Below are 26,483 nucleotides of genomic sequence, written 5' to 3'. Positions count from 1 at the left end.
TCGGATTTTTTATTCGTTTAGTCGATTTTGTGCATTTCATCGAAAAAACAAAAAATACTTGTAATAGAGGAAAATAAAGTGGATTTCAGAATCGTTGCCCTTTAAGTAAACCAAACCAAAATTTTGAACGTATCATACTGAAACAATAATACTAACTATTGCATTTCTCGACCCCAAATCGAACTATGCAAAACACGACTACCAAGCTTATGAAAAAAACCATTACCCCCGATGGCAACAAACTTACTGGAATCTTCTGCAATTTCTTTGGACATCATTTTGTAGTTTCTAAAAAAGTAACAGAACACATTAAGGAATATCGTTGCCAAAATTGTCAAAAACAAGTTACTACCGATGAAAGAGGTAAACTATCTGCGCTCACTCCCCAATTGCAGGAAATCAATAATACGCTAGAAGATATGTATCAAAAGCGTAATCGAAAATCTGCCAGAACAATCGAACGTAAGCACGTAGCTTAAAAAGAATTCCAGCCTTGAGCTGTTATAGGTATTTTAGAGCCATTCCTGGAGATTAGGTGTGCACCCTCATTCTTATCTGTCATGTGCCCCAAGACCGTAAGATTAGGATTGCCCTTGATTTTCGGGAATTCTTTTTGGTCAATGGTGAATAGCAATTCATAGTCTTCTCCACCACTCAAGGCTATCATCGAACTGTCAATCTTAAATTCTTCCGAAGCCGAAATTACGGTTGGATCCAACGGAATTTTATCTTCATAAAGATTACAACCTACATTGCTTTGCTCACATAAATGAAGAATCTCTGAAGATAGGCCATCACTGATATCGATCATAGCAGTCGGGCTTACCTCTAGTTTCTCCAACAACTCAACAATATCTTTTCTGGCTTCTGGTTTTAATTGCCTTTCTACGATATAGGAGTAAGGTTCTAAATCAGGCTGGTTTTGAGGGTTTACCTTAAAAACCTCTTTTTCTCTTTCTAAAACTTGAAGTCCTAAATAAGCTCCTCCCAAATCTCCACTTACCACCAATAAGTCATTTTCTTTAGCTCCCGAGCGATAGACGAGTTTTTTTTCTTGTCCAACACCCAAAGCAGTAATACTAATGAGCATACCTGTAGTTGATGAGGTGGTATCTCCGCCAATTAAATCAACACCATACATTTTACATGCTGCTCGTACCCCTTCATAAAACTCTTCTAATGCCTCTAATGGAAAACGGTTTGAAACCGCAAGTGACACTGTAATTTGGGTTGCTATGGCATTCATAGCATAAATATCCGATAGATTAACAATAACCGATTTATACCCCAAATGTTTTAAGGGCATATAACTTAAATGAAAATGCACACCTTCAATAAGCAAATCTGTTGAGACCACCGTTTTTTGATTTTTAAAATCAAGAATTGCGGCATCATCACCAATTCCTTTTAAAGTAGATTCTTGTGTAAGTTCAAATCCTTTGGTCAAGTGTTTTATCAATCCGAATTCGCCAAGCTTTTCCAAAGCCGTTCGCGATTGGTTTTTATCTTCTATCATCTGGCAAAAATAAGCCGAATACTTTAAAATTGTATCTTTACTAATGACCCATTAATTGCTATGAATATGTTTAATCGATTTTTCTTTCTTCTCGCACTTTTAGTATTCATTTCTTGTGGTAGTGATAATGGTTCAAATGTAATTGTCATTGATGATGACCCAGTTGGTATGACTGATGATGGTATTATGTTTGGCAATGACGATGATCCAGGGGTTCCAAATTTTGTTCCCTGTGAGAACGGAATGGCAGGCAACTTTCCTTGTAATGGATTTGATTTATTGGGTACCATGTCACTTTCTCGATTTTCTGCTCAGAGCGCGAACGATATTTGGGGCTGGACAGATACTACAACAGGCAATGAATATGCCTTGATTGGTTTGAATAACGGAACCGCTTTTGTTGATATCACCGATACGGAAAACCTTATTTATTTAGGGAAACTAGCGTCAGCTGGTGGGTCAACCATTTGGCGAGATATAAAGATTTATCAAGACCATGCCTTTATTGTAGCTGAAATTTCTGGCCACGGCATGCAAGTATTCGATTTGACAAAATTGAGAAACGTTACCAATCCTCCACAGAATTTCGCACAAGATGCTCGTTATACAGGGATTGGAAATGCACATAATATTGTTATTAATGAGGAAATGGGATTTGCTTACCCCGTTGGTACCGCAAGAAATGATGCCTTCAGCGGAGGAGTCCATTTTGTTGATATTCAGAACCCAACTTCACCAATGGGAGTTGGAGGATACGGGGATAATGGGTACACCCATGATGCACAGGTAATCACCTATAATGGACCTGATATGGACTATACAGGGCAAGAAATTTTTATTGGAGCCAATGAAAACCAAATAGCAGTTGCCGATATAACTGATAAGAATAACCCTACTGAAATTTCCACATTGAGTTATAGCAATTTGGGTTATACACATCAAGGTTGGTTTACAGAGGATCAACGGTTCTTTTTACTTGGAGATGAGCTTGATGAAACAAGTTTTGGATTCAATTCAAGAACCTTGGTTTTTGATATGCAAGATTTAGATAATCCGATATTGCACACCACATATTTAGGTCCAACTACCGCAATTGACCATAATGGATACGTTTTAGGAGATGAATTTTATTTGGCAAACTATACTGCTGGAATTCGACTTTTGGATATTTCAGACATTGAAAATCGAAACATTTCGGAAATTGCCTTTTTTGACACTTTTCCTTCTAGCAATACCCCTAGTTTTGATGGTGTATGGAGTGTATATCCATATTTTGAAAGCGGAAAAATACTGGTAAACGACTCTAATACTGGTCTTTATATTCTTAAGAAATCAGAATAGTATATTGAAGGTTATGAGAAAGATATTCGGTTTTTTGAGTGTTTTTTTATTGTTTGCCTGTTCTTCTGATGATTCAGGAAATGATTCCTCAAACAATGATGACGATTTGAGAGATTTTGGAAGTGTGGCCTGGATTCAAAATTTTGGCGGTTCTGGTAATGACACACCACGCTCTGTAATGCCTACTTCCGATGGAGGTTTTGCTGTATTCGGTTTTACCAATAGTACGGATGGAGATTTGGCAGACAAATCCTTAGCGGTAAATGACTATTGGTTTTTAAAATTTGATACTGAAGGAAGTTTACAATGGAACAGAACCTATGGTGGTAGTAAAGATGACCGTGGGCAACAGGCGATTCAAACTTCAGATGGGGGTTATGCAATTACTGGTTATGCCATGAGTGATGATGGCGATGGAAGCAATAATGAGGGTTTTCATGATAATTGGATTTTAAAATTAGATACTTCAGGTAATATTCTTTGGGAAAAGAGCTTTGGATTTTCTGGGCACGATCATTCATATGATATTATTGAAACTGTTGATGGAGGCTTTTTCTTTTCGGGGTTTTTAGATGTGACTTCCTCCAATGGCGAAGGCAGTACAGATAAATCAAGGGAAACAGCTCATGGAGTTGGTGAATTTTGGGGAACACGAATAGATGCTAATGGTGATTTAATATGGCAAAAATACTTTGGAGGAACGAATAATGACCGTTCTTTTGGGGTAATGAATGCTAATGATGGGGGTTTTATTTTGTCGGGAGCTTCTGAAAGCGATGATTTTGATATTTCTGATCCAAAAGGAAGTTATGATTATTGGGTGGTAAAGGTGGATAAAAACGGTAATTTAGAATGGGAAAAGTCTTTTGGCGGAACAGGAATCGATCAATCTCATGATATTGTAAAAACAAATGATGGCGCCTATGCCATTATTGGAAACACCTTCAGTCGCGATGCTCAAGTTTCAAAAAATAATGGCGAATCGGATATTTGGTTGGTCAAGTTTGATGATAATGGAGAATTGCTTTGGGAACAAAGTTATGGCGGACCTGCTTTTGATGCTGCACACAGTATAAGCTTGGCCAATGATGGCGGATTTATCATATCCGGAAATTCCAAAAGTTTTGGGAATGACGTTACGGCGAATTTTGGCGAAAATGACCTTTGGATTATAACAACCGACCCCGACGGTAAAATTAAATGGCAAAAAACTATTGGCGGCACCGGTTTAGATTTCGGTTACGATGCCTTTGAAACAGTAGATGGAAGTCTAATTTTTGTTGGAGAAACCGAGAGCACTGACTTTCCAGAAATTGAACATAAAGGAGGCCTTGATTTGGTGGTTTTAAAGATTGAATAAGCTATAAAATTCCAGTTTTCAACCTCAAATTATTCTGTTTAACTTTTCCATAGAGAAAGCTTATCAAAATATACGTTATAATAATGTTAGGAAATAGGTTATAATACGTTCTAAGACCTATATTTGTAAGCTATTTAGAATTAATCTTAGTAATAATGATAAAAGTATCTGAGACTGCAAAACAAAAAGTGGTGGCGCTAATGACAGAGTCTGGTTTTGACGCTAGTACAGATTACGTGCGTGTTGGTGTAAAAAGCGGGGGATGCAGCGGACTATCATATGAACTTGATTTTGATAAGAATCATGGCGAAACCGATAAGATTTTTGAGGATAATGCAGTTCGAATTATAGTTGATAAAAAAAGCTTTTTATATCTAGTTGGCACCACTTTAGAATATTCAGGGGGGCTTAACGGAAAAGGATTTGTATTTAATAATCCCAATGCACAACGTACTTGTGGTTGCGGAGAGAGCTTTTCATTATAAATTAAATTGTTGATTGCTTATTGTTAATTGACTAATTGAGAGAACATGGCGTATACAGAGGAAGAATTAAAAAAAGAGCTCGAAACCAAAGAGTATGAATATGGTTTCTATACCGATATAGAATCGGACACTTTTCCTAAAGGCTTAAATGCAGATATTGTTCGAGCAATTTCTAAAAAGAAAAATGAACCCAAATGGATGACGGAGTGGCGATTGGAAGCCTTTAGAATATGGGAATCCATGGAAGAACCGGAGTGGGCGAATGTACATTATCAGAAGCCAGATTTTCAAGCAATAAGTTATTATTCGGCACCAAAAAAAGCAGACCCTAACAAATCGTTGGATGATGTTGATCCAGAATTGTTAGAGATGTACAGAAAACTGGGCATCTCTGTTGATGAACAAAAGCGATTACAAAATGTAGCAGTTGACATTGTTGTTGATTCCGTTTCCGTAGCTACAACGTTTAAGAAAACCTTGGCCGAAAAAGGAATCATCTTTATGCCAATCTCTGAGGCAATCCAAGAACATCCTGAATTGGTCAAGAAATATATGGGTACTGTTGTACCTAAAACGGATAATTTTTATGCAGCCTTGAATTCAGCTGTTTTTACAGATGGTTCATTTTGCTATATTCCCAAAGGGGTAAGGTGTCCAATGGAGCTTTCCACCTATTTTAGAATAAACGAGGGCGGAACAGGTCAGTTTGAACGCACGCTAGTTATTGCGGATGAAAGTAGTTATGTGAGCTATTTAGAAGGTTGTACAGCACCTTCAAGAGATGAAAATCAACTGCATGCTGCTGTAGTAGAGTTAATAGCATTGGACGATGCGGAAATAAAATACTCAACGGTACAAAACTGGTTCCCAGGCGATAGCGAAGGCAAAGGTGGAGTATACAACTTCGTAACAAAAAGAGGGTTGTGCGAAAAGAGTTCTAAAATTTCTTGGACACAAGTAGAAACAGGTTCAGCCGTGACATGGAAATACCCTTCATGTATTTTGAAAGGGGATAATTCAGTTGGCGAGTTTTATTCCATTGCGGTTACTAATAACTACCAGCAGGCAGATACTGGAACGAAAATGATTCATCTTGGAAAGAATACCAAGAGCACTATTATTTCTAAAGGGATTTCCGCGGGCAAATCACAAAATAGCTATAGGGGATTGGTACAAATAGGTTCTAGAGCAGAAAATGCCCGTAATTTTTCTCAGTGTGATTCCTTATTAATGGGCAATGAATGCGGCGCACATACATTTCCTTATATCGAGGCAAGAAATAAATCAGCTCAGATAGAACATGAGGCTACGACTAGTAAAATAGGGGAAGACCAGATATTTTATTGTAATCAAAGGGGTATAGACACAGAAAAAGCCATAGCACTAATTGTAAACGGATTTAGCAAAGAGGTTTTGAACAAACTGCCTATGGAGTTCGCTGTCGAGGCGCAAAAACTATTGGAAATAAGTCTTGAAGGATCTGTGGGATAACCGAAAATCCTTTGAAAAATGGAATTGTAAAATACTTAAGCTGATTTTGGGAAACCACTCAAAACACCAAAATATTTAAAATAGAACAATGTTAGAGATTAAAGATTTACACGCTAGTGTAGAAGACAAAGAAATATTAAGAGGAATTAATCTTGAAGTCAAATCTGGCGAGGTACATGCCATTATGGGACCAAACGGTTCAGGTAAAAGTACGCTAGCTTCTGTTATAGCAGGAAAAGAAGAATTCGAGATTACTAGAGGTTCTGTTGTTTTAGAAGGAGAAGACTTAGAAGATACAGCTCCTGAAGAACGCGCTCATAAAGGTATTTTCTTGTCCTTTCAGTATCCGGTTGAGATTCCTGGTGTTTCAGTGACCAATTTTATGAAGACCGCAATCAACGAATCTCGAAAAGGTAGAGGTTTAGAAGATATGCCGGCAAATCAGATGCTGAAACTTATACGCGAAAAATCGGAGCTCTTGGAAATTGATAGAAAATTTTTATCTCGTTCGTTGAATGAGGGTTTTTCTGGAGGAGAGAAAAAACGTAATGAAATTTTTCAGATGGCAATGTTAGAACCCAAGGTGGCCATTTTGGATGAAACCGATTCCGGACTAGATATTGATGCACTTCGTATCGTGGCCAATGGGGTCAATAAATTGAAGAGTAAAGACAATGCTGTGATTGTGATCACACACTACCAAAGATTGCTAGACTACATCGTTCCTGATTTTGTGCACGTACTCCATAATGGTAAAATTGTGAAATCTGGTGGTAAAGAATTGGCAATGGAACTAGAGGAAAAAGGTTACGATTGGATTAAGCAGGAAACGGTGGCTTAATAAAGTTTCTTTTGTTTCTAGTTTCAAGTTATGGCAACTATCAAACGTTTTGAAGATTTAGAAATATGGCAAGAAGCTACACGACTTTCAAAATCTATTATAAGTATTTCAAAGAATACTGATTTAAAATCGGACTTTAAGCTAAGAGATCAAATCAAAGCTTCCTGCGGTTCAGTAATGGATAATATTGCAGAGGGTTTTGAAAGAGATGGTAATTTAGAATTTCGACAATTTCTATCAGTAGCTAAACCATCAGCTGGAGAAACAAGGTCCCAATTGTATCGTGTTTTTGACAATGAATACATGAATGAGAAAGAACTATTGCAATTGAATTCTGAATATGAAGCCTAAAGCAGAAGAATTGCAAATTTTATGAATTATTTGAACAAAAAAGATTTCAAGGGCAACAAGTTTAAGGAAGGTGAACCTGAAACTTTGAAACCAAAAACATGAAACTGAATATAATGGATTTAAAAGAGAAATTGATTTCTTCCTTTATGGCATTTGAGAACAATGTAGATGTAGAACATCCTGTTCATGATGTCCGTACCGAAGCGATAAAGAATTTTGAAGAAAAAGGGTTTCCTACAAAAAAAGAGGAAGCATGGAAGTATACCTCCCTGAATAGTCTTCAGAAAATAGACTTCAGTATTTTTCCAAAGCAAGAGAATACTTTAGAATATAAAGATGTAAAACGCTATTTTCTTCACGAAATAGACACCTATAAAATTGTTTTTATAGATGGCATTTACAGCTCTTTCCTGTCAGAAACCACGCACGATGGTGTTGATATTTGCCTCATGAGTTCGGCATTGACCAAACCTATGTACAAACAAATCATAGATGTCTATTTTAATAAGGTGGCCTCTAAAGATGAATCGCTAACGACTTTAAATACAGCATTCAGTCGCGAGGGGGCCTATATCTATATTCCAAAGAATAAGATGCCTAAAAAACCGGTTGAAATCGTTCATTTCGCCACGGGTAATGAAGCATCTTTAATGTTACAACCTAGAAACTTAATTATTGTTGAAGAGAATGCTGAGGTACAGATTATAGAACGGCATCAAAGTTTGACCACAAATGCCGTATTGACCAACTCGGTAACTGAGATTTTTGCGGCCCAAAATGCCATAGTAGATTATTATAAAATACAAAACGATACCAGTGGGGCTTCGTTAATTGATAACACCTATATCAATCAAAAAAGTAAGAGTAATGTCAATGTGCATACTTTTTCTTTTGGAGGAAAACTGACGCGAAATAATCTAAACTTCTATCAGAATGGAGAGTATATGGACTCTACCATGAAAGGAGTGACCATTCTTGGTGAAAAACAACATGTAGACCATCATACTTTGGTGCATCATATAGAACCAAATTGCGAAAGTCATCAAGACTATAAAGGAATTTATGGTGAGAATTCTACAGGAGTTTTTAATGGGAAAATTATCGTAGATAAAATTGCCCAAAAGACAAATGCCTTTCAGCAGAACAATAATATTCTTATTAGTGATAAGGCCACAATCAACACAAAACCACAGCTAGAAATTTTTGCAGATGATGTAAAGTGCTCTCACGGCTGTACCATAGGTCAGCTTGATGAAGACGCACTATTTTATATGCAGTCAAGAGGTATTGGTAAAAAAGAGGCCCGTGCTTTATTAATGTATGCTTTTGCAAATAACGTTTTAGAAAGTGTGCGTATTCCTGAGTTAAAAGCGAGAATCAATAAGTTGATAGCTAAAAAATTGGGAGTAAACCTTGGGTTTGACCTTTAATTAAACTTTTATAAGCGTGCGTTTTAATGTAGAAAGGATTCGAACTGATTTCCCAATCCTAAACCGAGAGGTCAATGGTAAATCTTTGGTGTATTTAGACAATGCCGCTACCTCACAAACCCCTAACCAGGTTATTGATGTAATTGTAGATTATTACCGCCGGTTAAACGCCAATATTCATCGTGGTGTACATACCTTATCTCAAGAGGCAACTGATGCGTATGAGGAGGCGAGAATCAAAATTCAGAAACACTTTAATATTGCTAAATCGCATGAAGTCATCTTGACTTCTGGCACTACACATAGTATTAACCTTGTAGCTAGTGGTTTTTCTTCTTATTTAAGTAAGGACGATGAAATTTTGGTCTCTGCCATGGAACACCACTCTAATATAGTGCCTTGGCAAATGCTTTGCGAGCGCACAGGAGCAGTTCTAAAGGTCATCCCCATGAATCAAAATGGAGAATTGGTGATGGAAGATTTTCATAAGCTCATATCTGAAAGAACGAAATTGGTCTTTTGTAATCATGTTTCCAATGCGTTGGGCACGATTAATCCTATTGAGGAAATTATCAAAGCTTCACATAAGGTAGGCGCAGCTGTTTTGGTCGATGGTGCACAGGCAGCACCGCATATCAAAGCAGATTTGCAAGCTTTAGATGTCGATTTTTATACGATTTCTGCTCATAAAGTTTGTGGGCCAACTGGGGTAGGAATGCTCTATGGCAAAGAATTTTGGCTAAAAAAATTACCACCTTATCAAGGTGGTGGTGAAATGATTGCCGAGGTTACTTTTGACAAAACCACTTACGCCGATTTGCCACATAAGTTTGAGGCTGGAACACCCAATATCTGTGGGGGAATTGCTTTTGGTGCAGCTTTGGACTATATGAACAGTCTAGGTTTTGATGATATTGCGGTTTATGAGCACGAACTTTTGGAATATGCCACATCAGAATTGCTAAAGATTGAAGGCCTTAAAATTTACGGTACAGCTAAGAACAAGACCTCGGTAATTTCATTTAATATTGAACATATTCATCCGTATGATATTGGAACCATTTTGGATAAATTAGGAATTGCTGTAAGAACTGGACACCATTGTGCACAACCGATAATGGATTTTTATAAAATTCCCGGTACGGTAAGGGCAAGTTTTAGCTTTTATAATACCATGGAAGAGGTGGACGTTTTGGTGGAAGGGGTAAAACGAGCGAAAAATATGCTGCTCTAATACACAACTTAACATTTTCCCAATCTTTTGATTAACAGTTAGCCTAATTGTATTTTTGCATAAATTTCAGCTATGAGTATTGAGTCAATACAGAATGACATAATAGACGAATTCAGCATGTTTGATGACTGGATGCAACGCTATGAATATATGATTGATTTGGGCAAGGCATTACCACTAATTGACAATCAATACAAAACAGACGATAATATTATCAAAGGTTGTCAGAGTAAAGTTTGGGTGCACGCTGAACTTGAAGACGACAAACTAGTATTTACCGCAGATAGCGATGCAATCATCACAAAAGGTATTATTGCCATATTAATACGGGCTTTTAGCAATCAAAAACCGCAAGATATTATTGATGCAAATACCAATTTTATTGATCAAATAGGGTTGAAAGAACACTTATCACCTACCAGAGCCAACGGTTTGGTAAGTATGATTAAGCAATTAAAATTGTACGCGGTTGCCTATCAAACACAATTAAATTAAAAATGAGCGAAGAAACAACTATAGATACGGTAGAATTAGGAGATAAAATAGTTCGGGTTTTAAAGACAATTTATGACCCAGAAATTCCTGTTGATATTTATGAACTAGGATTAATCTATGATGTCTTTGTAAATGAAGATAATGATGTTAAAATTTTGATGACATTGACTTCTCCTAATTGCCCCGTTGCTGAGACACTACCTGTTGAAGTTGAGGAAAAAGTAAAATCTTTGGATGCTGTAAAAGATGCTGAAGTAGAAATTACTTTTGATCCACCTTGGACGCAAGATTTAATGAGTGAAGAAGCCAAATTAGAGCTTGGGATGTTGTAAACTAATCTGTTGTCATGTTGAGCGCAATCGTGACCTCTATGAATTGATAAAATGGAAAAAGAAATAGTAAATAGAGTAGCACAAAGTAAATTGGTGACTTTTGATCTTGAAGATTTTTATCCAGAAGGAGAAAGAATCGTTTTGGACATTAAGGACTGGCTTTATGAAGATATCATTCTTAGAGAAAAAGAATTTCGCACCTTTATTGATTCGCAAGATTGGAGACAGTATAAAGGTGCCTATATCGCGTTGACTTGTTCTTCTGATGCGATTATTCCTGGATGGGCCTATATGTTAGTAACTTCAAGATTAACTCCTTTTGTAAAAAAAGTGATGGTTGGCAATTTAGAGCAGCTTGAATCTGCGATTTATCAAACTATTCTAGAGAACCTTGACATTTCTGAGTTTGAAAATAAGCCGGTTATTATAAAGGGATGTGCCAATAAACCAGTTCCTCAGAATGCTTATTTAATGGCTATGGCAAAGATTCAAGCCGTTGCAAAAAGTGTAATGTATGGAGAGGCATGCTCATCAGTACCGCTATTTAAGAGAAAGTAAGCTTTTCTTTTACAGCTATGTGACAATTCTTACTTTTACGGTTCTAATACACTAAACATTATACACAAATGAAAAAAATTGTACTCGCTTTTGCATTAATGTTTGTGGCGTTAAATATTAGCGCTCAAACAGAAGAGGAACTTAAGGCTACTTTGGCTACTAAAAAAGACTCTATTGCAGCTATTCAAGGTCGGGCTGACGCTTTACAAGCGCAAATAGATGCCTTGCCCGGCTGGAAAGTAGGAGCTTTTGGAACCATCGGAGGTAGCTTATCAAATTTTAGTAATTGGTATGCCCAAGGTTTTCCAAACAACTCTGCTGGAAATATCGGTTTTACCGTAAATGGTTTTGCCAATCTTCAACAAGAAAAGTTTTTTTGGAGAAACGCATTGACCACTAACCTTAACTGGGTGAAGCTGGACGATGAAGATGATCCGAATGACGATGATGGATTTAGACAAGCGACGGACGTTTTTAATATATCCTCGCTTTATGGACGTAAATTAAGCGATAAATGGGCAGTTTCTGGTTTAATGGAATATAGAACAACTATTTTGAGCAACTTCAATGATCCTGGATATTTAGATTTGGGGGTTGGTGCTACTTGGACACCTGTTCAAAACTTGGTTGTTGTGATACATCCCTTAAACTACAACTTTGTCTTTGCCGATGACGATACGGTTTTTAACTCCTCATTGGGGGCAAAAATTGTAGCAGATTATACAAGACAGTTAGGCGCAGTGGCATTTAAGACAAACCTATCGATGTTTCAGAGTTACGAATCTGGTGATTTAAGCAATTGGCAGTGGACAAACTCATTTTCATATACACTTTGGAAAATGATCGGTGTCGGATTTGACTTTGGATTACGTAATAATGCCCAGGAAGCTTTGAACTATGAGCTTAATACGCTTGGAAACACAGGAGCCACTTTTGATAATATCGATAATGACCTACAGACCTATTGGACCTTAGGATTAAGTTATAATTTCAACTAGAGCATAGAAACTAAGATAAAACAAAAAGCCTCTGATTTTAAATCAGAGGCTTTTTTAGTTAGGTTATTTAGTTCAATTTGTTTGGTAAACAATAGCCTTGGGGAGAACTATTGTTTTTATCTATTACCAAATGTATGTCATTGAAATATAGCTGCTAATTTTTTGATGTATAACCCCAATAAATTGTAGAGAAATTAAATTCAAGTTTTTTCTGACAGAAAAACTAGTATTCATCTAAATGTTCTGGATACAAAAAATTGTTATAGGGGAAACGCGTTACATGAATGTCACGAACTTCATTATATACCCGTTTTCTAAAGTCGTCAAGATTCTCTTTATTCAAGGCTGAAATAAAGAGCGCTCTGTCACCTATTTTATTGTACCAAGTCTTTTTCCATTCTTCTAAAGTAAAATGGATTTTGGTCTTTTCGGTCACCAAATCATCTTCATCAATAACTTCTGGTTGGTATTGATCTATTTTATTGAAGACCATTATCGTTTTTTTATCAGCACTTTTAATTTCATCTAAAATCTTGTTGACCGACTCAATATGCTCTTCAAATTGAGGATGTGATATATCAATAATGTGAAGTAATAAATCTGCTTCGCGGACCTCGTCTAAAGTACTTTTAAAACTTTCTACTAATTGGGTGGGTAGTTTTCTTATAAAACCGACGGTATCGCTTAACAGAAAAGGCAAGTTGCCCAAAACTACTTTTCGAACCGTGGTATCAAGCGTAGCAAATAGTTTATTCTCCGCAAAAACGTCACTTTTACTGACAACGTTCATAAGGGTTGATTTGCCCACATTGGTATATCCAATTAATGCTACACGTACCAAAGAACCACGATTACCACGCTGGGTCTCCATTTGACGATCAATCTTTTGGAGCTTCTTTTTAAGTAGTGAAATTCTATCTCGAACAATTCGCCTATCTGTTTCAATCTCAGTTTCCCCAGGTCCCCGCATACCGATACCCCCTTTTTGACGTTCTAAGTGAGTCCATAAGCCAGTAAGTCTAGGTAGTAAATATTGGTATTGTGCTAATTCTACTTGAGTGCGTGCGTAGCTTGTTTGAGCGCGTTGGGCAAAAATATCAAGAATCAAACTGGTACGGTCAATGATTTTACAGCGTAGCATTTTTTCGATATTTCGTTGTTGCGCAGGCGAAAGTTCATCATCAAAAATAACAGCACCTATTTCATTGGCCTTTACAAATTTCTCAACCTCTTCCATTTTTCCGCTTCCTATCAACGTCTTGGGGTTGGGAACATCCATGCGCTGTACAAAACGTTTTAAAACTTCGCCACCTGCAGTATAGGTCAAGAATTCCAATTCATCCAGATATTCTGTGACTTTGGTCTGGTCTTGGTGCTGGTTAATCACTCCAATTAGCACCGATTTCTCATAGTCAACCGTCTTTTTTTCTAGCATAAAATTCTTTAATGTGCAAAGCTACATAATGTTTGCAAGTCGTTTTTTGTATTTTTCACTTAGTTTAATATGATGAGAACCCTATGAAGAAGAAATTACTTGGCATAACTAAAGAGGTTTCAAAAGAAGGATTTAGATATCGGGGTATTCAAACTACGCGTCTAGAAAACCTAACTGATGCGGTATTCGGTTTTTCGATTACGTTGTTGGTAATTTCTTCTCAGGTACCCACAACATATATTGAACTTCAAGCCTCTATGTATAGCTTTATAGGCTTTATTTTTTGTACTATTCTTTTATTGGGCTTATGGAACAATCACAGTAACTTTTTCCTATACTACGGCTTAAATGATGCAAAAACAAAAGTGCTTAATGCTTTATTCCTATTTGTATTGTTGTTTTATATCTATCCGTTAAAATACCTTTTCTCTTATATCGGTACCGCTATATATGCCATAATAAAAAGAAATATGGGTGATACTTCTGAAGCTCTTCAAACTGCTTTGCGCAATCTAGATGCGGCAGATTTGAATGTCGAGCAATGGGAAGATCTTATGATTCGTTTTGGCCTAGGGTTGTTCTTTATATACTTAATAATTATTCTTATGCATCTGAATGCACTTAAACAGGCTAAGTATCTTAAGTTAAATCTAAAAGAAATATATATTACGAAGACTTTTATACGCGAATACTTCTTGCTAATGTCAATAGCGATAGTATCTATTTTGGTTGTGATCATTTTCGGAGGTCGAGCAGCAGGCTATTCAGGTATGGTGTACTTGCTCACACCTATTGTGATTCCACTTTACAAAAAATATAGAATTCGCCAAATGGTGGACTTAGACCAGAATTAGAATGCCAATTACACATTATTCTAAAATTTAAGCTGATTTAAAAAGACTTTATGGAAAAAGAAAAGTTTTCGAATCGTTTCACAATTGCTTTTTACAATCTCGAAAATTATTTTGACACTACAAATGACGCCTATGTGTTAGATGATGACTTTACTCCTAAAGGGTTCAAAAAATGGAATGAAAAAAAGTTCTACAAAAAATCAAATAAGCTTGCTAAGGCAATTGCCCATATAGGTGAAGGAGATTCTGAATTACCACCGGTTTTATTGGGTATTGCCGAAGTAGAAAACGGAAGTGTAATTGAAAAACTATTGACTACAGATGAGTTAGAAGACATTAATTATGATTATGTGCATTTTGATTCGCCTGATGAAAGAGGAATTGATACAGCACTAATTTATCATAGAGATTATTTTGAAGTAATAGCAGTGGAGACGATACCTTTGCTTATTAATTCTCAGAACGGAAATCGTGATTTAACAAGAGATATTTTATATGTGAAAGGAAAGCTTAATAGAGAAGAAGTTCATGTTTTTGTAAACCATTGGCCGTCACGCAGAGATGGCGCTGATCAAACAGCATATAAGCGTATTGAAGCAGCGAAGACCATATTAGAAAAAGTTGGGTCGTTACAAGCTGAAAGTAGTGAGTTGAATATTATTCTTATGGGGGATTTTAATGACGATCCAAATTCAGAGAGTATTAAAACATTAATGGATTCTGGCTTGTTTATCAATCCGATGCAAAAGTTACTATCTCCAAATAGTGGTAGTGCAAACTATAAAGGAGCGTGGAGTCTTTTTGACCAAGTTATCTTTTCCCATAGCTTTTTGAACTTTGAGAGGGGTACCCATAGCTTTAAAAAAGCTGAGGTGTTTTCGCCGGAGTTTTTAAAAGAATGGAAAGGTAAATACAAAGGAAACCCTTTCCGAACCTATGCAGGTAAAAAGTACATTGGCGGATATAGCGACCATTTTCCTGTTTATATAATCCTTAAGCTTAATTCATAAAAGAAAGAAAAATACTACACAACACAATTTTATAGTTTCACAACAAGTCAACGTATTAAATCATGCTATTCATCGAAATAATTAAGGTTTTTATCGATAATAATTGAATCGAAAATACATTTGTAGTCCAAATCTTACTTATACAAAATTATGGATTGCAAAAAACCTACTTTGGGGAAAGGCTTTTTTTCACTTTTCATCTTCACATTTTTGATTTCATTATTGGCTACCGGTCAATCTAGCGAACAACGTAAGTTGATTGCGAATTCTTACGATGCTATCAAATTTGAGGAGCTTATTTCAAGTTTTAAAAAAGAAGCTCAGATTCAAGAGCAACAAGTACAATCATTGGCTAAGCACAATCAATGGCAATTGAGTAAAAAAGAACTTGATGGTACCGTAGTTGCTCTGAATTCAATAGGTACCGATGGTACACCCTTGTTTTACACCACGTACATGAATCCAACAAGTAAAGTTTCTAGAGCTGACTCTTTTTATAAAGGGGGAGCTTTAGACGCAGATATTGCCGGTTTTGGGATGCAAGTTGGTGTATGGGATGCAGGGACTGCCTTGACCACACACCAAGAGTTTGATTATAGAGTTATAAATGCAGATCATAGTCAAGAAATAGATTCACATGGAACAATGGTTACGGGAACACTTGTTTCCTCAGGAGTAAGAGAAAAAGCAAGAGGGATTGCTTTTAAAGCGGAGGCCAGGACCTATAATTGGACCCGAGATAAGATTGAAGTGGCGGAAGCTGCAGCTAACGGGCTTCTTTTATCCAATCATTCTTACGGTATTAAAACGGACCGCGTTCCAGATTGGTACTTTGGCAGTTACATAAAAGTATCACAAGATTGGGATAAAATCATGTACAATGCACCTTATTATTTAATGGTGAGCGCAGCTGGGAATTCTCAAAATTCATATGATAACGAACGTCCTAATTATGGAAAATCACAAGATGGTTTTGATTTACTTTTGGGCTTTACTACGGCAAAAAATGGATTGGTCGTTGCCGGAGCGGATGTAAAACTGACCAACAATGGCGGCCTCAAAGACGCCACAGTCTCTAGATACAGTAGTTTTGGACCAATTGATGACGGGCGTATTAAACCAGATTTGGCCGGAGATGGATCATTGATATACTCCACCAGTTCTAACAATAATTCAAGTTACCATAGTGCCATGGGAACCTCAATGGCCGCACCAGGGGTAACAGGTTCTTTGTTATTGTTACAGCAATATCATGAAGAATTATATAGTTCATTTATGAAGGCATCCACCTTAAAAGGTTTGGCATTACATACCGCAGATGATGTGCAGGCACCCGGCCCTGATTATAAAATGGGATGGGGCGTCCTTAATACTCAAAGGGCTGGAGAGGTATTAAAAAACAAAGAATACAGTAGTATAGTAAATGAAGAACGTTTAAATGATGGTGACAGTTACTCTATTACTGTACAGGCAAATGGAAATGAACCCCTAATAGCTTCAATCTCTTGGACCGATATTGAAGGCACATACATCAACAGAGGTGATTTTAATGCAACTACTGCTGCATTGGTTAATGATTTGGATATTCGAATTACTAAGAATGAAGAGACTTATTTTCCATGGAAGTTAAGAGCTGCTCAAGCGGATGCCGAAGCAATAACTGGAGATAATGTTGTAGACCCTTTTGAACGAGTTGACGTAACTAATGCCTGGGGCGAGTATACGATTACAGTATCGCATAAAGGAAAATTACAACATGGAGCGCAAGCTTTCTCTTTGATAGTAACAGGAGCAAAATTGACACCATGTAGTTTAAGTGAAGCACCTGAGAACTTAGAAATTGAGATGGCAAATGAAAGTGGTTGTACCTTAGTTTGGAACGCTGAGGAAGATATCTTATATGAACTTCAATACAAAGAAACGTACGCCAATAATTGGATGACTATAACCTCATGGGAGGGACAAACAATTTTAGAAGACTTATCAATGGGAGAAATTTATAGGGTTCGAGTAAGAGCAGTATGTTCACAAAATTTGACTTCTGAATTTTCCGAAGAATTGCAATTTGAATTCAATGGGGCCGACACTGAAGCATTGTTTTTTGAACCATTATCATATACAGAAGAATTGTCAATGCACCTTTATCCAAATCCGGCAGTTGAAGAGCTTCATGTGTCGGCGGATATTTCAAAAGATGCCTATTATACTATAAGAAGTACATCAGGAAATACCATTAAGAGCGGTAATGCCAATGAAATTATTGACGTTGCTGACTTATCATCCGGGCTTTATGTAATTACCCTTCAAGATTATAGTGGTATTAAAAGCGCTAAATTTTTTAAGGACTAACTGTAGTAATAGGATAAAATAAAAGTCATTTCAAAAAAATTTGAACCAGAGTTCACACTTTTTTAATCTGTTCCTCGGTCAATAAATCATCACCTCTTAGTTTAAGTAAAACTTGTGCTGTGGTTACCACATCCAACTCGCAGTAAATGATAATTCTATCTAAATCTTGCTCTTTGTAGAATATATCACGAACCATACTACCATCCATATCATCCTTAGGGGATGGAATGCCAAGTACATTGGCCATTAATTTAAGTGACGTATAGTGCTTGTAGTCGCCAAACTTCCAAAGTTCCATGGTATCTAAATGTGGAATCTCCCATGGCTTTTTCCCGAATAAATCGAGTTTATAGGGCAGTTTTATACCGTTGATGAGCATTCTTCGAGCAATGTATGGAAAGTCAAACTCTTTCCCATTATGGCCACAAAGCAAATGTTTGGCATGGTTAAAATGTTCTTGTAAAAGGTTTTTAAAGTCTTTTAAAAGTTGAATTTCATCACCATGAAAAGAAGTAACCCTAAAGTTTCTATTTGCTCCTTTTTCTGTAAAATAGCCCACTGAAATGCAAATGATTTTTCCAAACTCTGCCCATATTCCAGCACGGTCATAATATTCTTCTGGTGTAAACTCTTCTTTTCTTTGGTACTTAGATTTTTGCTCCCACAATAAACGTTTTTCCCGCGACAATTCTGAAAACGTATTAGTTTCGGGAACTGTTTCAATATCTAAAAACAAAATATTGACTAAATCTAGTTTATAAAGCATGAAGTAAAATACTAAAATGCATTGATCTAAAATGTATTACGTGAATTAAATTGTATATTAAAAGTCATATTGCTATGCAACGAAATGAGAGTTCCTCATTTCAACAAGAAAGAAAAGAATATCAGAAGATGAGATTAAAAACTAGCGTATGGGCAGTCTTTGCCCTATTGGCCATGGGTTGCTCTAGTGATGACAACGTTATTCAAGAACAGGAAGAAACACCAATTGCAAGTTTTCAAGTTATTGGAGAAGATGCGAATTCTGTTTTCCAGTATGCTTACAATGCTGAAAATGAAACAGAGGAATTCATCAATTTGACTACTGAGATTGGGGTTTCAACGGGGTATCTAACCTTACGGCAAATAGATGAATTCCTTTCTTTTTATTCGTTCAGCCAGGGAGCATTTTCCTTGGATATAAAAAATATAAGAAGCGGTGCAGTTGCCAATTATGTTGATTTTTATGTTGATGGGCCAGAACGTTCGCTGGTTTGGGGGACCAATACCCTGACCAATGTATTTTTTGGATATTTCCAGCCGGGCAGTTCTAGAGTTCTTGGGCTACAAGATGTAGAAATTCAAAATCAGCAAAGTGTAGATGTGACTATAGATTTTGATATCAACCTTTTATTTCAACCTATTTTATTTGATGAGAAAGTCTATATTTCCTTTTTAGATAATAAAGGAAATTATAAACTTACAGTATATGATACTACAACTAAAACCCTTGGAACAATTCTTAATTTTGATACTACACCTATTAGTATTTTAATAGATGAAACTGGCAATCTGGCGGTTGTTAAAAATGGAGCTAATGCTACTATTGAGCTTTACGATGCTGATAGCCTTTTCTTTATTAGTATGGTTGAGTTAGGTTTTAACAGCAGTTTTTCGCCCGGTCCGTTAGATGGTGCAGTATTACAAAATAATAAATTGTATTATCCTTTACCTTTTGTACAACCTGCTCGTTTTTCTGCTGGTCCGGCAATTTTTGATTTAGAAACCCAAGAGAATTTTGCAATTGATTTAGTTGCTATCGCTGATACTGTGGAGGAAGAAATAGGGAAAAGAATTACAATAAGCACCCAAGTCTTTAGTAGTTCAAAAAATAGGTTTTTTGTTGGGTATGCTCTTTTAGAAACAGCTATCGAGGGCGGTGTTTTACAAATTTCTACAGATGGGGAATTGATAAGCAATACATCCTTTCCGTTTTTTCCAACGGATATCGTTTTTGACTAAAAAAGACGTTGTTGTTTTATTGGGTTTTCATGGTCAATCTTTTGTTTAAAGTGATATGAAAATTCTAACAAGGCACTTTGAAAAGATAGTATGCGGCTTCTGAAATTTAATTGAGTATCTTGAAAATGTTATAAAATATAGTAACATTGCTGACTTTTTTTAAATCCAAGATTTTCCCTATTCTCCTGGTAAATTTTATCGGGATACTCGGTTACAGTGTGGTGATGCCCATATTAATTTTTATTGTGACCGATTTTGGGGGAAATGGTTTTATTTATGGAATATTGGGTGCTACCTACCCTTTTTTTCAGTTCATAGGTGCACCCATTTTGGGAAGGTTGTCCGATAAAATTGGCAGGAAAAAGGTGTTGATACTTTCCCAATCAGGTACTTTTTTAGCTTGGGTGTTATTTCTCCTGGCTTTTGTATTACCCGAGACCGAGCTATGGAGACAACATACTGAACTCGCGGGTTCTTATATTATGACCTTGCCACTTATAGTTATTTTTTTGGCCCGCATTTTCGATGGTTTTACTGGAGGAAACATATCAGTGGCCAATGCGTATATGTCCGATATTTCGACCGATAAGGACCGCAACCAAAACTTTGGTAAAATGGGAGCCTCGACCAGCCTAGGTTTTGTCATTGGTCCTGCATTTGCAGGTCTTTTAGCCAGCACTATGCTAGGCGAAGTTTTGCCCTTGTTGATTGCGACGGTGATATCTTTAATTGCAATATTCGTAATAGGTTTTAGACTTGAAGAAAGTGTTCCGTGTATTGTTGATACTGGCAATGTGTCATTAAAGAATGTACGACGGTTTTTTCAAGTGGAGCACAAAGACTGCTTTACAGAAGGCAGTGAGACGCTAAAATCAGAAAATAAAAAAGGGCTAAAACAAGTTTTGAAAATAGAGGGCGTACCGATATTGTATGGCATTTATTTTCTCACTTTTTTTGGTTTTAGTCTTTTCTATGCCGGCTTGCCCATTTATGCCAGTAGCGCATTGAACTGGTCTGCCATAGATTTAGGTATATTTCTCGCCTATTCCAGCTTGATTATGTTTTTGGTACAGGGACCATTATTGAACCGGCTTTCCAAAATCTTCTCCAGTCAATCATTGGTGCTCATCGGTTCCCTTTTATTAATGCTTAGTTTCTTTTTAATGTCAAAACAGCAAGTGGCTTTATTGTATGTAGCTATCACCTTCATGTCTTTGGGCAATGGGCTCATGTGGCCAAGTTTTCTGGCACTCCTATCCCGTACTGGCACCAGCAGCACTCAGGGGGCTATTCAAGGGTATGGAACTTCTATGGGGAGCATTGCCAGCATGTTTGGATTGGTTATTGGAGGTCTATTATTTGAAAAAATAGCTACTTCGGTTTTTATTATAGGCAGTTTCATTTTTCTTCTCATTGCTCTTTTACTTGCTTTAAAACTTTTAAGAAACAAAAAGGTAGAAGTTTTGCAACCTACCTGATTTAAGTGTGCATACATACAAACCTTGTCCACCGTATAGATTGGATTTTGGTTATTTTCGAAGTGGTTTTGGCTGACAAAACCACCCTTTTGTAGGCAGCAGTGACAAGTATGACATTGTACCCTCCATATCTTATACTTATGGATTCATGTTATTGAATAGTTACCTTTTCCAAATTCTATTTTAAATAGCTACTCTTCAACATAATTTATGCAGCTAACTAAGCTTGTTAAAAATTTCATTAATAATATTTATTTAATCTGTTACAATTGCAGAAAGTATAGAAGACTAGTATTTTTAATAAAAAACAATGGGCAATTATCAATATCCGTTTTTTCCTTTGAAAGAATGGGAACCCACAAAAGAAACATTACATCGATATATTCAAATTGTAGGGAAGATTCGCTTGGCCAATATGCCAAGAAAGAACCATTGGTGGTTCATTACGCTTTATGTTAATAGCAGAGGACTTTATACCGATTCGATTTCCTATAACGACTTTACTTTTGACATTCAGTTCGATTTTGTAAATCATCAGCTCCAAATACATACCAGCAAAGGAGAAAGTAGTTTTTTTGAGCTTAAAGATGGCTTAGCTGTTGCCGATTTTTATGCCCGGTTAATTCAGGAATTAGGAGTATTGGGGATAGAAACCAAAATTATAGGAAAACCCTATGACCTTTCTGATGAGGTGCCTTTTGATCAATGTACTATGCATAAAAGCTATGATGCCGATAAAGTGAACCAAGCATGGCGGTTGTTGGTCAATATCGACCAGATTTTTAAAGAATTTAGCGGCCGTTCCTATAGCAAGACCTGTCCGGTACATCTCTATTGGCACCATATGGACTTGGCAGTCACTCGCTTTTCAGGAAAAAAAGGGCCTCCAATGCCTGATGCAGGGCCAGCTGACAGAGATGCCTATTCGCATGAGGTCATTAGTTTTGGGTTTTGGTTTGGTGATAAGGACGTTCCAAATCCTGCTTTTTATTCTTATACCTATCCATCGCCTGAAGGAATTGATCAGGAGCAGATTGCCCCATCAAGTGCGGATTGGATAGATGCCAATGGAAGCCCAATGGCATTTTTGGATTACGAAGAATGGAGAAAGCTGGAAAACCCTAAAAAAGCATTGCTCGATTTTCTGGAAAGTACGTATCAAGCTGGAGCAAAACTTGCAGAATGGGACATTGGTAATTTGACAGTTGGTGAAATTTAAACGGGTCCAACAATATGATTTTGCTGAAGAAGTATTGACAAGTCTTAAATAAATAGAATCAACAATTATAGTATAGAACATTATGGAAATTGTATTGCATAAAGCAGCTACAAGAGGCCACGCCAATCACGGTTGGCTAAATAGTTACCACACCTTTAGCTTTGCGAATTATTATGACCCAGAGCGAGAAAAGTTTGGGGTATTAAGGGTACTAAATGATGATGAAGTGTCCGCAGGAATGGGCTTCGGAAAACATGGGCATAGTAATATGGAGATTATTTCAATTCCTCTTGAGGGAGATTTGGAGCACGAGGACAGTATGGGCAACAAGACCGTTATACGTGCTGGCGACATTCAAGTAATGAGTGCGGGTACTGGGGTTCAACATAGTGAGAAGAATAAAAATATGGACCGAAAGGTCAAGTTCCTACAGATATGGGTCATTCCCAACAAGGTCAATGTTCAGCCCAGATATGACCAGATTGCTTTAGATGTAACCGAAATGGAAAACACGTTCAAGCAAATCTTGTCTCCAAATAGGGATGATGAAGGTGTATGGATTTATCAAAACGCATGGTTTCATTTGGGGCATTTCAAAGAGGCCCATACTACCACTTATGAACTAAAAGAGGTATCGAACGGGCTCTATGTTTTTGTGCTGGAAGGTGAATGTAACATTGAAGGTACTATTCTTGTAAGTAGAGATGGATTGGGAATAAGAAATGCTTCATCTATCGATTTTGAGTTCACCTCATTCACTAAAATTCTGCTCATGGAAGTGCCAATGTCAAACTAAGAGGATCTTTTAAAGAGTATTGTAAACCCAATTTTTTTGAAAGTAAGAGTCAATGGACCTAAGTAAATTATAAAGTCTAGAACAAGCTTTGCTGCTTTACGGGGTTTTCATGATCTAATAACCACTTTTTTCGATGTAAGCCTCCCGCGTATCCTGTTAGGTCACCATTACTGCCAATCACACGATGGCAAGGAACCACTATCCAAAGTGGATTTCTACCATTTGCTGCCGCAACGGCACGAATCGCTTTGAGATCGCCCAATGTTTTCGAAAGGTTTAAGTAGGAAGTTGTTTTACCATAAGGAATTTCGAGCAAGGCATTCCAAACCCTTTTTTGAAAATCAGTGCCCTGAGGGTTTAGTTTAAGGTCAAAAATCGCTCTTTTTCCTTCAAAGTATTCAGTAAATTGATAAACGGCGTCTTCTAAAACTTCAGGAATGATATCAATAGGTTTTTCATCATCAAAAACAGTTACGGAAGCTAAGCCATTTGCGTCTCCCTCAAACTGTGCATAACCGATGGGTGTTTTTAAGTAGGCTGTTTCCATTATTCAACTTCGTTTGAGCCTTCAATTAACCCTAAGCGTTTGGCTCGTGCCTCCCAGTTTTTTCTAGCTAAGACCTGAAGATCTTCTACATTGTCTAATTCATCCATGATTTCAAGGCCTAGCAATGTTTCAATAACATCTTCCATGGTTACCAAACCACTGACAGAACCATATTCATCAACGACGAGAGTAACATGTTCGTTCTTATCAACAAATTTTTCCAATAATTCAGGAATAGGCTTAACTCTATTGGTTACTAAAATTTCGCGTTTGATGGTGCCCAAGGTCTCCGCTCCTTGTTTGTTTATAATAGCTTCTAATAATTCATCTTTTAGGAAAAACCCCGTGATATTGTCGGCTCGATCTTTGAAAACAGGAATTCTGGAAAACCGTAAAGGCCTATTGGCCTCAAAAAACTCCTGAATGGTGGTATCTTCTGAAGCGATTTTCATGACTGTTCTTGGTGTCATGACATCTTTTGCCTGTATTTCACTAAATGTCAAAAGATTTCTGATTACCGTAGATTCTGATTCTTGAAAAACACCTTCTTCTTCTGCAATATCCGTCATTGCCGTAAAATCTTCTTTACTAAAAACACTGCCGTGATGCCCTTTACCACCTACTAACTTCGTAAAAAGTTGAAGCACCCATAATAAGCCGGTCCATTTCATAAGGAAGACCATCGCTTTTAATGCTTTTGCCGTGAAATTGGACAATTGTTTCCAATAGGTGGCACCAATGGTTTTAGGAATGATTTCTGAAGCCACTAGAATTAATATGGTCATTAAAGTAGAAACCACACCTACCATTAAATCTTCCGTAAACTCAATTCCGAATAGGGACCGATTAGCGGATCCGTATAGTTCTGCATAGGCAACTTTTGCTTGAACACCAACCAAGATAGCACCAACCGTATGCGCAATGGTATTTAAAGTGAGGATGGCTATTAAAGGCTTGTCTACATCTTTCTTAAGATTTTCTAGTTCGACAGCATAAGATTTGCCTTCCTGCTTTTTTACATTAACAAAAGTTGGGGTAATACTAAGCAGTACCGCTTCTAAAATAGAACACAGAAAAGAAAAGAAAATAGAGATTACGGCGTAAAATATAAGGAGACCCATAGTTGGCTTCTAGGTGGTACTAAGGTAATCAAAGGAATATAACTAAAGAAAGATTTTATTCAAGAGCTGTATAAAAAATATCTTGTAAACTGGTTCTTATGTTCAATTTATAAAGGTTTCGGTGACTTCTACTAGGGTAAACCCGATTAGAAAGAAAAATAAATACCAATTGGTTTTTAGGATCTGCCCATACCAAAGTCCCGGTAAAACCAGCATGGCCAAAGCTTGACGTGCTTGATTGTGGTGAAGGGTAAGCCGCTGAAATTGAAAGGGTGTCATTACCTAATAGCGGTTTGTCAAACCCGAGGCCTCTACGATTTTCATTGGTGGGATATTGTATTTTGGTGAATTCTTGTACTGTTTTTTCTGAGATAAATCGTTTTTTGTTGAATTCACCATAGTTTTGGTACAATAGCATCATTTTTAAGATATCGTTCGCGGATCCAAAAAGACCTGCATTTCCTGAAACCCCTCCTAGCAATGCCGCATTCTCATCATGTACATAAGCTTTTACTAATGATTTGCGCCAAAACGTATCTATTTCAGTGGGTACAATGTTATTGTTATATGCTTTGTTACTAGGATTGAAACCTAAAGTTGAACAACCCAAGGCTTGATAAAAATTTTCTTGAAGATAGGCTTCGTAAGATTGATTGGTCAGTTGCTCAATGACTTTAGGAAAGATTAAAAAACTAAGCCCTGAGTATTTATATATCTTTTCTTCAGACACTTCGGACTTGTTGACAATGCGATACAGCTTGTCTTTAAAACGTTTGTTCACGAACTGATTTTCATAAGCTTTATCAGAATATTTATGGCTTTGTTTCGAAGCAATAAAGCGTTTCTTTGGTTTACCACCTTTGGTCGCTTTATTTAAGAAAACGATATAAGGAACTAATCCGGCTTGATGGGCCAATATTTCTCTTAATGTGATGCTCTTTTTGTCCTTTTTTTTGCGCCAAGGCTTCCAATATGTACTAAAAGGTATATCTAAATTGACCTTTCCTTCATCGACTAGTTTCATTAAAACGGGTAAGGGGCCAAGAATTTTAGTGACCGACGCCAAATCGTACAAATCGGTCAAACCAACCGGTTGAACACTATCGTAAGTATGAAAGCCATAGGCCTTATGAAAAATTACTTCATTTTTATGGGCGACCATGACTTGCGCACCAGGAAACGCTTCTTGCGTTATGGCAAAGTTCATTAGCGAATCAACTTTGCTCAAAGTTATACTA

General features: G+C 36.9%; 26 protein-coding genes. 20 read left to right on the top strand and 6 right to left on the bottom strand.

Going from position 1 to position 26,483, the window contains the following annotated elements:
* Nucleotides 1-209: 209 nt before the first annotated feature.
* On the top strand, nucleotides 210-479 hold the full coding sequence (locus RM706_RS03910) for a DUF1660 family phage protein (RefSeq protein WP_311349717.1): 270 nt from the start codon (nucleotides 210-212) through the stop codon (nucleotides 477-479).
* Here RM706_RS03910 and thiL read toward each other — a convergent pair.
* Nucleotides 476-1,516, bottom strand: a complete 1,041-nt coding sequence (thiL, locus tag RM706_RS03905) for a thiamine-phosphate kinase (protein WP_311349716.1) — start codon at nucleotides 1,514-1,516, stop codon at nucleotides 476-478. The genes RM706_RS03910 and thiL overlap by 4 nt on opposite strands.
* Before the next feature lie 66 nt (nucleotides 1,517-1,582).
* Here thiL and RM706_RS03900 point away from each other — a divergent pair, with 66 nt between their 5' ends.
* The 12 genes from RM706_RS03900 to RM706_RS03845 all read left to right on the top strand — a co-directional run bounded on the left by RM706_RS03900 (nucleotide 1,583) and on the right by RM706_RS03845 (nucleotide 12,432).
* Entirely contained in the window at nucleotides 1,583-2,857 is a 1,275-nt protein-coding gene (locus RM706_RS03900; protein WP_311349715.1) for a choice-of-anchor B family protein, read from the top strand.
* A gap of 13 nt (nucleotides 2,858-2,870) precedes the next feature.
* Entirely contained in the window at nucleotides 2,871-4,217 is a 1,347-nt protein-coding gene (locus RM706_RS03895) for a hypothetical protein (RefSeq protein WP_311349714.1), read from the top strand.
* A gap of 155 nt (nucleotides 4,218-4,372) precedes the next feature.
* A complete protein-coding gene (locus tag RM706_RS03890; protein WP_311349713.1) occupies nucleotides 4,373-4,702 on the top strand; it encodes a HesB/IscA family protein in 330 nt (109 codons plus the stop codon).
* Between the two features lie 45 nt (nucleotides 4,703-4,747).
* The gene (gene sufB / locus RM706_RS03885) at nucleotides 4,748-6,193 is read left to right on the top strand and encodes a Fe-S cluster assembly protein SufB (protein ID WP_311349712.1); all 1,446 of its coding nucleotides are present in this window, start codon (nucleotides 4,748-4,750) and stop codon (nucleotides 6,191-6,193) included.
* An 88-nt stretch (nucleotides 6,194-6,281) separates the two neighbouring features.
* A complete protein-coding gene (sufC, locus tag RM706_RS03880) occupies nucleotides 6,282-7,034 on the top strand; it encodes a Fe-S cluster assembly ATPase SufC (protein WP_311349711.1) in 753 nt (250 codons plus the stop codon).
* Nucleotides 7,035-7,064: 30 nt separating this feature from the next.
* Nucleotides 7,065-7,385: a four helix bundle protein gene (locus RM706_RS03875; protein ID WP_311349710.1), complete on the top strand. Its 321-nt coding sequence runs from the start codon at nucleotides 7,065-7,067 to the stop codon at nucleotides 7,383-7,385.
* Between the two features lie 113 nt (nucleotides 7,386-7,498).
* The gene (gene sufD / locus RM706_RS03870) at nucleotides 7,499-8,815 is read left to right on the top strand and encodes a Fe-S cluster assembly protein SufD (protein WP_311350452.1); all 1,317 of its coding nucleotides are present in this window, start codon (nucleotides 7,499-7,501) and stop codon (nucleotides 8,813-8,815) included.
* Between the two features lie 16 nt (nucleotides 8,816-8,831).
* Nucleotides 8,832-10,049, top strand: a complete 1,218-nt coding sequence (locus tag RM706_RS03865) for an aminotransferase class V-fold PLP-dependent enzyme (RefSeq protein WP_311349709.1) — start codon at nucleotides 8,832-8,834, stop codon at nucleotides 10,047-10,049.
* A 72-nt stretch (nucleotides 10,050-10,121) separates the two neighbouring features.
* Nucleotides 10,122-10,544, top strand: a complete 423-nt coding sequence (locus RM706_RS03860) for a SufE family protein (protein WP_311349708.1) — start codon at nucleotides 10,122-10,124, stop codon at nucleotides 10,542-10,544.
* Nucleotides 10,545-10,546: 2 nt separating this feature from the next.
* Nucleotides 10,547-10,876: an SUF system Fe-S cluster assembly protein gene (locus RM706_RS03855; protein WP_311349707.1), complete on the top strand. Its 330-nt coding sequence runs from the start codon at nucleotides 10,547-10,549 to the stop codon at nucleotides 10,874-10,876.
* Between the two features lie 51 nt (nucleotides 10,877-10,927).
* Complete coding sequence (locus RM706_RS03850; RefSeq protein WP_311349706.1) at nucleotides 10,928-11,434, top strand: DUF2480 family protein; 507 nt, start codon at nucleotides 10,928-10,930, stop codon at nucleotides 11,432-11,434.
* A 68-nt stretch (nucleotides 11,435-11,502) separates the two neighbouring features.
* On the top strand, nucleotides 11,503-12,432 hold the full coding sequence (locus tag RM706_RS03845; RefSeq protein ID WP_311349705.1) for a DUF3078 domain-containing protein: 930 nt from the start codon (nucleotides 11,503-11,505) through the stop codon (nucleotides 12,430-12,432).
* A gap of 223 nt (nucleotides 12,433-12,655) precedes the next feature.
* Here RM706_RS03845 and hflX read toward each other — a convergent pair whose 3' ends face one another.
* Nucleotides 12,656-13,867 carry a GTPase HflX gene (gene hflX / locus RM706_RS03840; protein WP_311349704.1) on the bottom strand — a complete coding sequence of 404 codons (1,212 nt, stop codon included), beginning with the start codon at nucleotides 13,865-13,867 and terminating at the stop codon, nucleotides 12,656-12,658.
* A gap of 83 nt (nucleotides 13,868-13,950) precedes the next feature.
* Between hflX and RM706_RS03835 the strand changes: the two genes are divergently transcribed.
* The 3 genes from RM706_RS03835 to RM706_RS03825 all read left to right on the top strand — a co-directional run bounded on the left by RM706_RS03835 (nucleotide 13,951) and on the right by RM706_RS03825 (nucleotide 18,080).
* Nucleotides 13,951-14,721 carry a TMEM175 family protein gene (locus RM706_RS03835; RefSeq protein ID WP_311349703.1) on the top strand — a complete coding sequence of 257 codons (771 nt, stop codon included), beginning with the start codon at nucleotides 13,951-13,953 and terminating at the stop codon, nucleotides 14,719-14,721.
* Between the two features lie 50 nt (nucleotides 14,722-14,771).
* A complete protein-coding gene (locus RM706_RS03830) occupies nucleotides 14,772-15,731 on the top strand; it encodes an endonuclease/exonuclease/phosphatase family protein (protein WP_311349702.1) in 960 nt (319 codons plus the stop codon).
* 150 nt (nucleotides 15,732-15,881) lie between these two features.
* Nucleotides 15,882-18,080: a S8 family serine peptidase gene (locus RM706_RS03825; protein ID WP_311349701.1), complete on the top strand. Its 2,199-nt coding sequence runs from the start codon at nucleotides 15,882-15,884 to the stop codon at nucleotides 18,078-18,080.
* 52 nt (nucleotides 18,081-18,132) lie between these two features.
* On the opposite strand, the gene RM706_RS03820 is transcribed toward RM706_RS03825, so the two are convergent.
* A complete protein-coding gene (locus RM706_RS03820; protein WP_311349700.1) occupies nucleotides 18,133-18,846 on the bottom strand; it encodes a 3'-5' exonuclease in 714 nt (237 codons plus the stop codon).
* Between the two features lie 74 nt (nucleotides 18,847-18,920).
* Between RM706_RS03820 and RM706_RS03815 the strand changes: the two genes are divergently transcribed.
* From RM706_RS03815 to RM706_RS03800, 4 genes are all read left to right on the top strand, one after another.
* Complete coding sequence (locus RM706_RS03815; RefSeq protein WP_311349699.1) at nucleotides 18,921-20,084, top strand: YncE family protein; 1,164 nt, start codon at nucleotides 18,921-18,923, stop codon at nucleotides 20,082-20,084.
* 146 nt (nucleotides 20,085-20,230) lie between these two features.
* Nucleotides 20,231-21,562, top strand: coding sequence for an MFS transporter (locus RM706_RS03810; RefSeq protein WP_311349698.1), 1,332 nt, complete (start codon nucleotides 20,231-20,233; stop codon nucleotides 21,560-21,562).
* Between the two features lie 310 nt (nucleotides 21,563-21,872).
* Nucleotides 21,873-22,781, top strand: a complete 909-nt coding sequence (locus RM706_RS03805) for a DUF5996 family protein (protein WP_311349697.1) — start codon at nucleotides 21,873-21,875, stop codon at nucleotides 22,779-22,781.
* Between the two features lie 82 nt (nucleotides 22,782-22,863).
* Nucleotides 22,864-23,577 carry a pirin family protein gene (locus RM706_RS03800; protein ID WP_311349696.1) on the top strand — a complete coding sequence of 238 codons (714 nt, stop codon included), beginning with the start codon at nucleotides 22,864-22,866 and terminating at the stop codon, nucleotides 23,575-23,577.
* 76 nt (nucleotides 23,578-23,653) lie between these two features.
* Here RM706_RS03800 and RM706_RS03795 read toward each other — a convergent pair whose 3' ends face one another.
* The 3 genes from RM706_RS03795 to RM706_RS03785 are packed head-to-tail and all read right to left on the bottom strand — an operon-like array spanning nucleotide 23,654 to nucleotide 26,452.
* Entirely contained in the window at nucleotides 23,654-24,124 is a 471-nt protein-coding gene (locus RM706_RS03795; protein ID WP_311349695.1) for a methylated-DNA--[protein]-cysteine S-methyltransferase, read from the bottom strand.
* Nucleotides 24,124-25,245, bottom strand: coding sequence for a CNNM domain-containing protein (locus RM706_RS03790; protein ID WP_311349694.1), 1,122 nt, complete (start codon nucleotides 25,243-25,245; stop codon nucleotides 24,124-24,126). Before RM706_RS03790 ends, RM706_RS03795 begins: the two co-directional genes overlap by 1 nt.
* A 55-nt stretch (nucleotides 25,246-25,300) precedes the next feature.
* Nucleotides 25,301-26,452 carry a serine hydrolase domain-containing protein gene (locus tag RM706_RS03785; RefSeq protein ID WP_311349693.1) on the bottom strand — a complete coding sequence of 384 codons (1,152 nt, stop codon included), beginning with the start codon at nucleotides 26,450-26,452 and terminating at the stop codon, nucleotides 25,301-25,303.
* Nucleotides 26,453-26,483: the final 31 nt, after the last annotated feature.

This window comes from Croceitalea rosinachiae (genome assembly GCF_031846445.1).
GTDB lineage: Bacteria > Bacteroidota > Bacteroidia > Flavobacteriales > Flavobacteriaceae > Croceitalea > Croceitalea rosinachiae.
Note: the sequence above shows the minus strand (reverse complement) of the source record. Positions and strands in the feature narration are given on the sequence as shown.

Excerpts from the sequence above, each read along its gene's own strand:
- RM706_RS03910 (WP_311349717.1), top strand. The coding sequence starts at position 210 with ATGAAAAAAACCATTACCCCCGATGGCAACAAACTTACTGGAATCTTC.
- thiL (WP_311349716.1), bottom strand. The coding sequence starts at position 1,516 with ATGATAGAAGATAAAAACCAATCGCGAACGGCTTTGGAAAAGCTTGGC.
- RM706_RS03900 (WP_311349715.1), top strand. The coding sequence starts at position 1,583 with ATGTTTAATCGATTTTTCTTTCTTCTCGCACTTTTAGTATTCATTTCT.
- RM706_RS03895 (WP_311349714.1), top strand. The coding sequence starts at position 2,871 with ATGAGAAAGATATTCGGTTTTTTGAGTGTTTTTTTATTGTTTGCCTGT.
- RM706_RS03890 (WP_311349713.1), top strand. The coding sequence starts at position 4,373 with ATGATAAAAGTATCTGAGACTGCAAAACAAAAAGTGGTGGCGCTAATG.
- sufB (WP_311349712.1), top strand. The coding sequence starts at position 4,748 with ATGGCGTATACAGAGGAAGAATTAAAAAAAGAGCTCGAAACCAAAGAG.
- sufC (WP_311349711.1), top strand. The coding sequence starts at position 6,282 with ATGTTAGAGATTAAAGATTTACACGCTAGTGTAGAAGACAAAGAAATA.
- RM706_RS03875 (WP_311349710.1), top strand. The coding sequence starts at position 7,065 with ATGGCAACTATCAAACGTTTTGAAGATTTAGAAATATGGCAAGAAGCT.
- sufD (WP_311350452.1), top strand. The coding sequence starts at position 7,499 with ATGGATTTAAAAGAGAAATTGATTTCTTCCTTTATGGCATTTGAGAAC.
- RM706_RS03860 (WP_311349708.1), top strand. The coding sequence starts at position 10,122 with ATGAGTATTGAGTCAATACAGAATGACATAATAGACGAATTCAGCATG.
- RM706_RS03855 (WP_311349707.1), top strand. The coding sequence starts at position 10,547 with ATGAGCGAAGAAACAACTATAGATACGGTAGAATTAGGAGATAAAATA.
- RM706_RS03850 (WP_311349706.1), top strand. The coding sequence starts at position 10,928 with ATGGAAAAAGAAATAGTAAATAGAGTAGCACAAAGTAAATTGGTGACT.
- RM706_RS03845 (WP_311349705.1), top strand. The coding sequence starts at position 11,503 with ATGAAAAAAATTGTACTCGCTTTTGCATTAATGTTTGTGGCGTTAAAT.
- hflX (WP_311349704.1), bottom strand. The coding sequence starts at position 13,867 with ATGCTAGAAAAAAAGACGGTTGACTATGAGAAATCGGTGCTAATTGGA.
- RM706_RS03835 (WP_311349703.1), top strand. The coding sequence starts at position 13,951 with ATGAAGAAGAAATTACTTGGCATAACTAAAGAGGTTTCAAAAGAAGGA.
- RM706_RS03830 (WP_311349702.1), top strand. The coding sequence starts at position 14,772 with ATGGAAAAAGAAAAGTTTTCGAATCGTTTCACAATTGCTTTTTACAAT.
- RM706_RS03825 (WP_311349701.1), top strand. The coding sequence starts at position 15,882 with ATGGATTGCAAAAAACCTACTTTGGGGAAAGGCTTTTTTTCACTTTTC.
- RM706_RS03820 (WP_311349700.1), bottom strand. The coding sequence starts at position 18,846 with ATGCTTTATAAACTAGATTTAGTCAATATTTTGTTTTTAGATATTGAA.
- RM706_RS03815 (WP_311349699.1), top strand. The coding sequence starts at position 18,921 with ATGCAACGAAATGAGAGTTCCTCATTTCAACAAGAAAGAAAAGAATAT.
- RM706_RS03805 (WP_311349697.1), top strand. The coding sequence starts at position 21,873 with ATGGGCAATTATCAATATCCGTTTTTTCCTTTGAAAGAATGGGAACCC.
- RM706_RS03800 (WP_311349696.1), top strand. The coding sequence starts at position 22,864 with ATGGAAATTGTATTGCATAAAGCAGCTACAAGAGGCCACGCCAATCAC.
- RM706_RS03795 (WP_311349695.1), bottom strand. The coding sequence starts at position 24,124 with ATGGAAACAGCCTACTTAAAAACACCCATCGGTTATGCACAGTTTGAG.
- RM706_RS03790 (WP_311349694.1), bottom strand. The coding sequence starts at position 25,245 with ATGGGTCTCCTTATATTTTACGCCGTAATCTCTATTTTCTTTTCTTTT.
- RM706_RS03785 (WP_311349693.1), bottom strand. The coding sequence starts at position 26,452 with ATGAACTTTGCCATAACGCAAGAAGCGTTTCCTGGTGCGCAAGTCATG.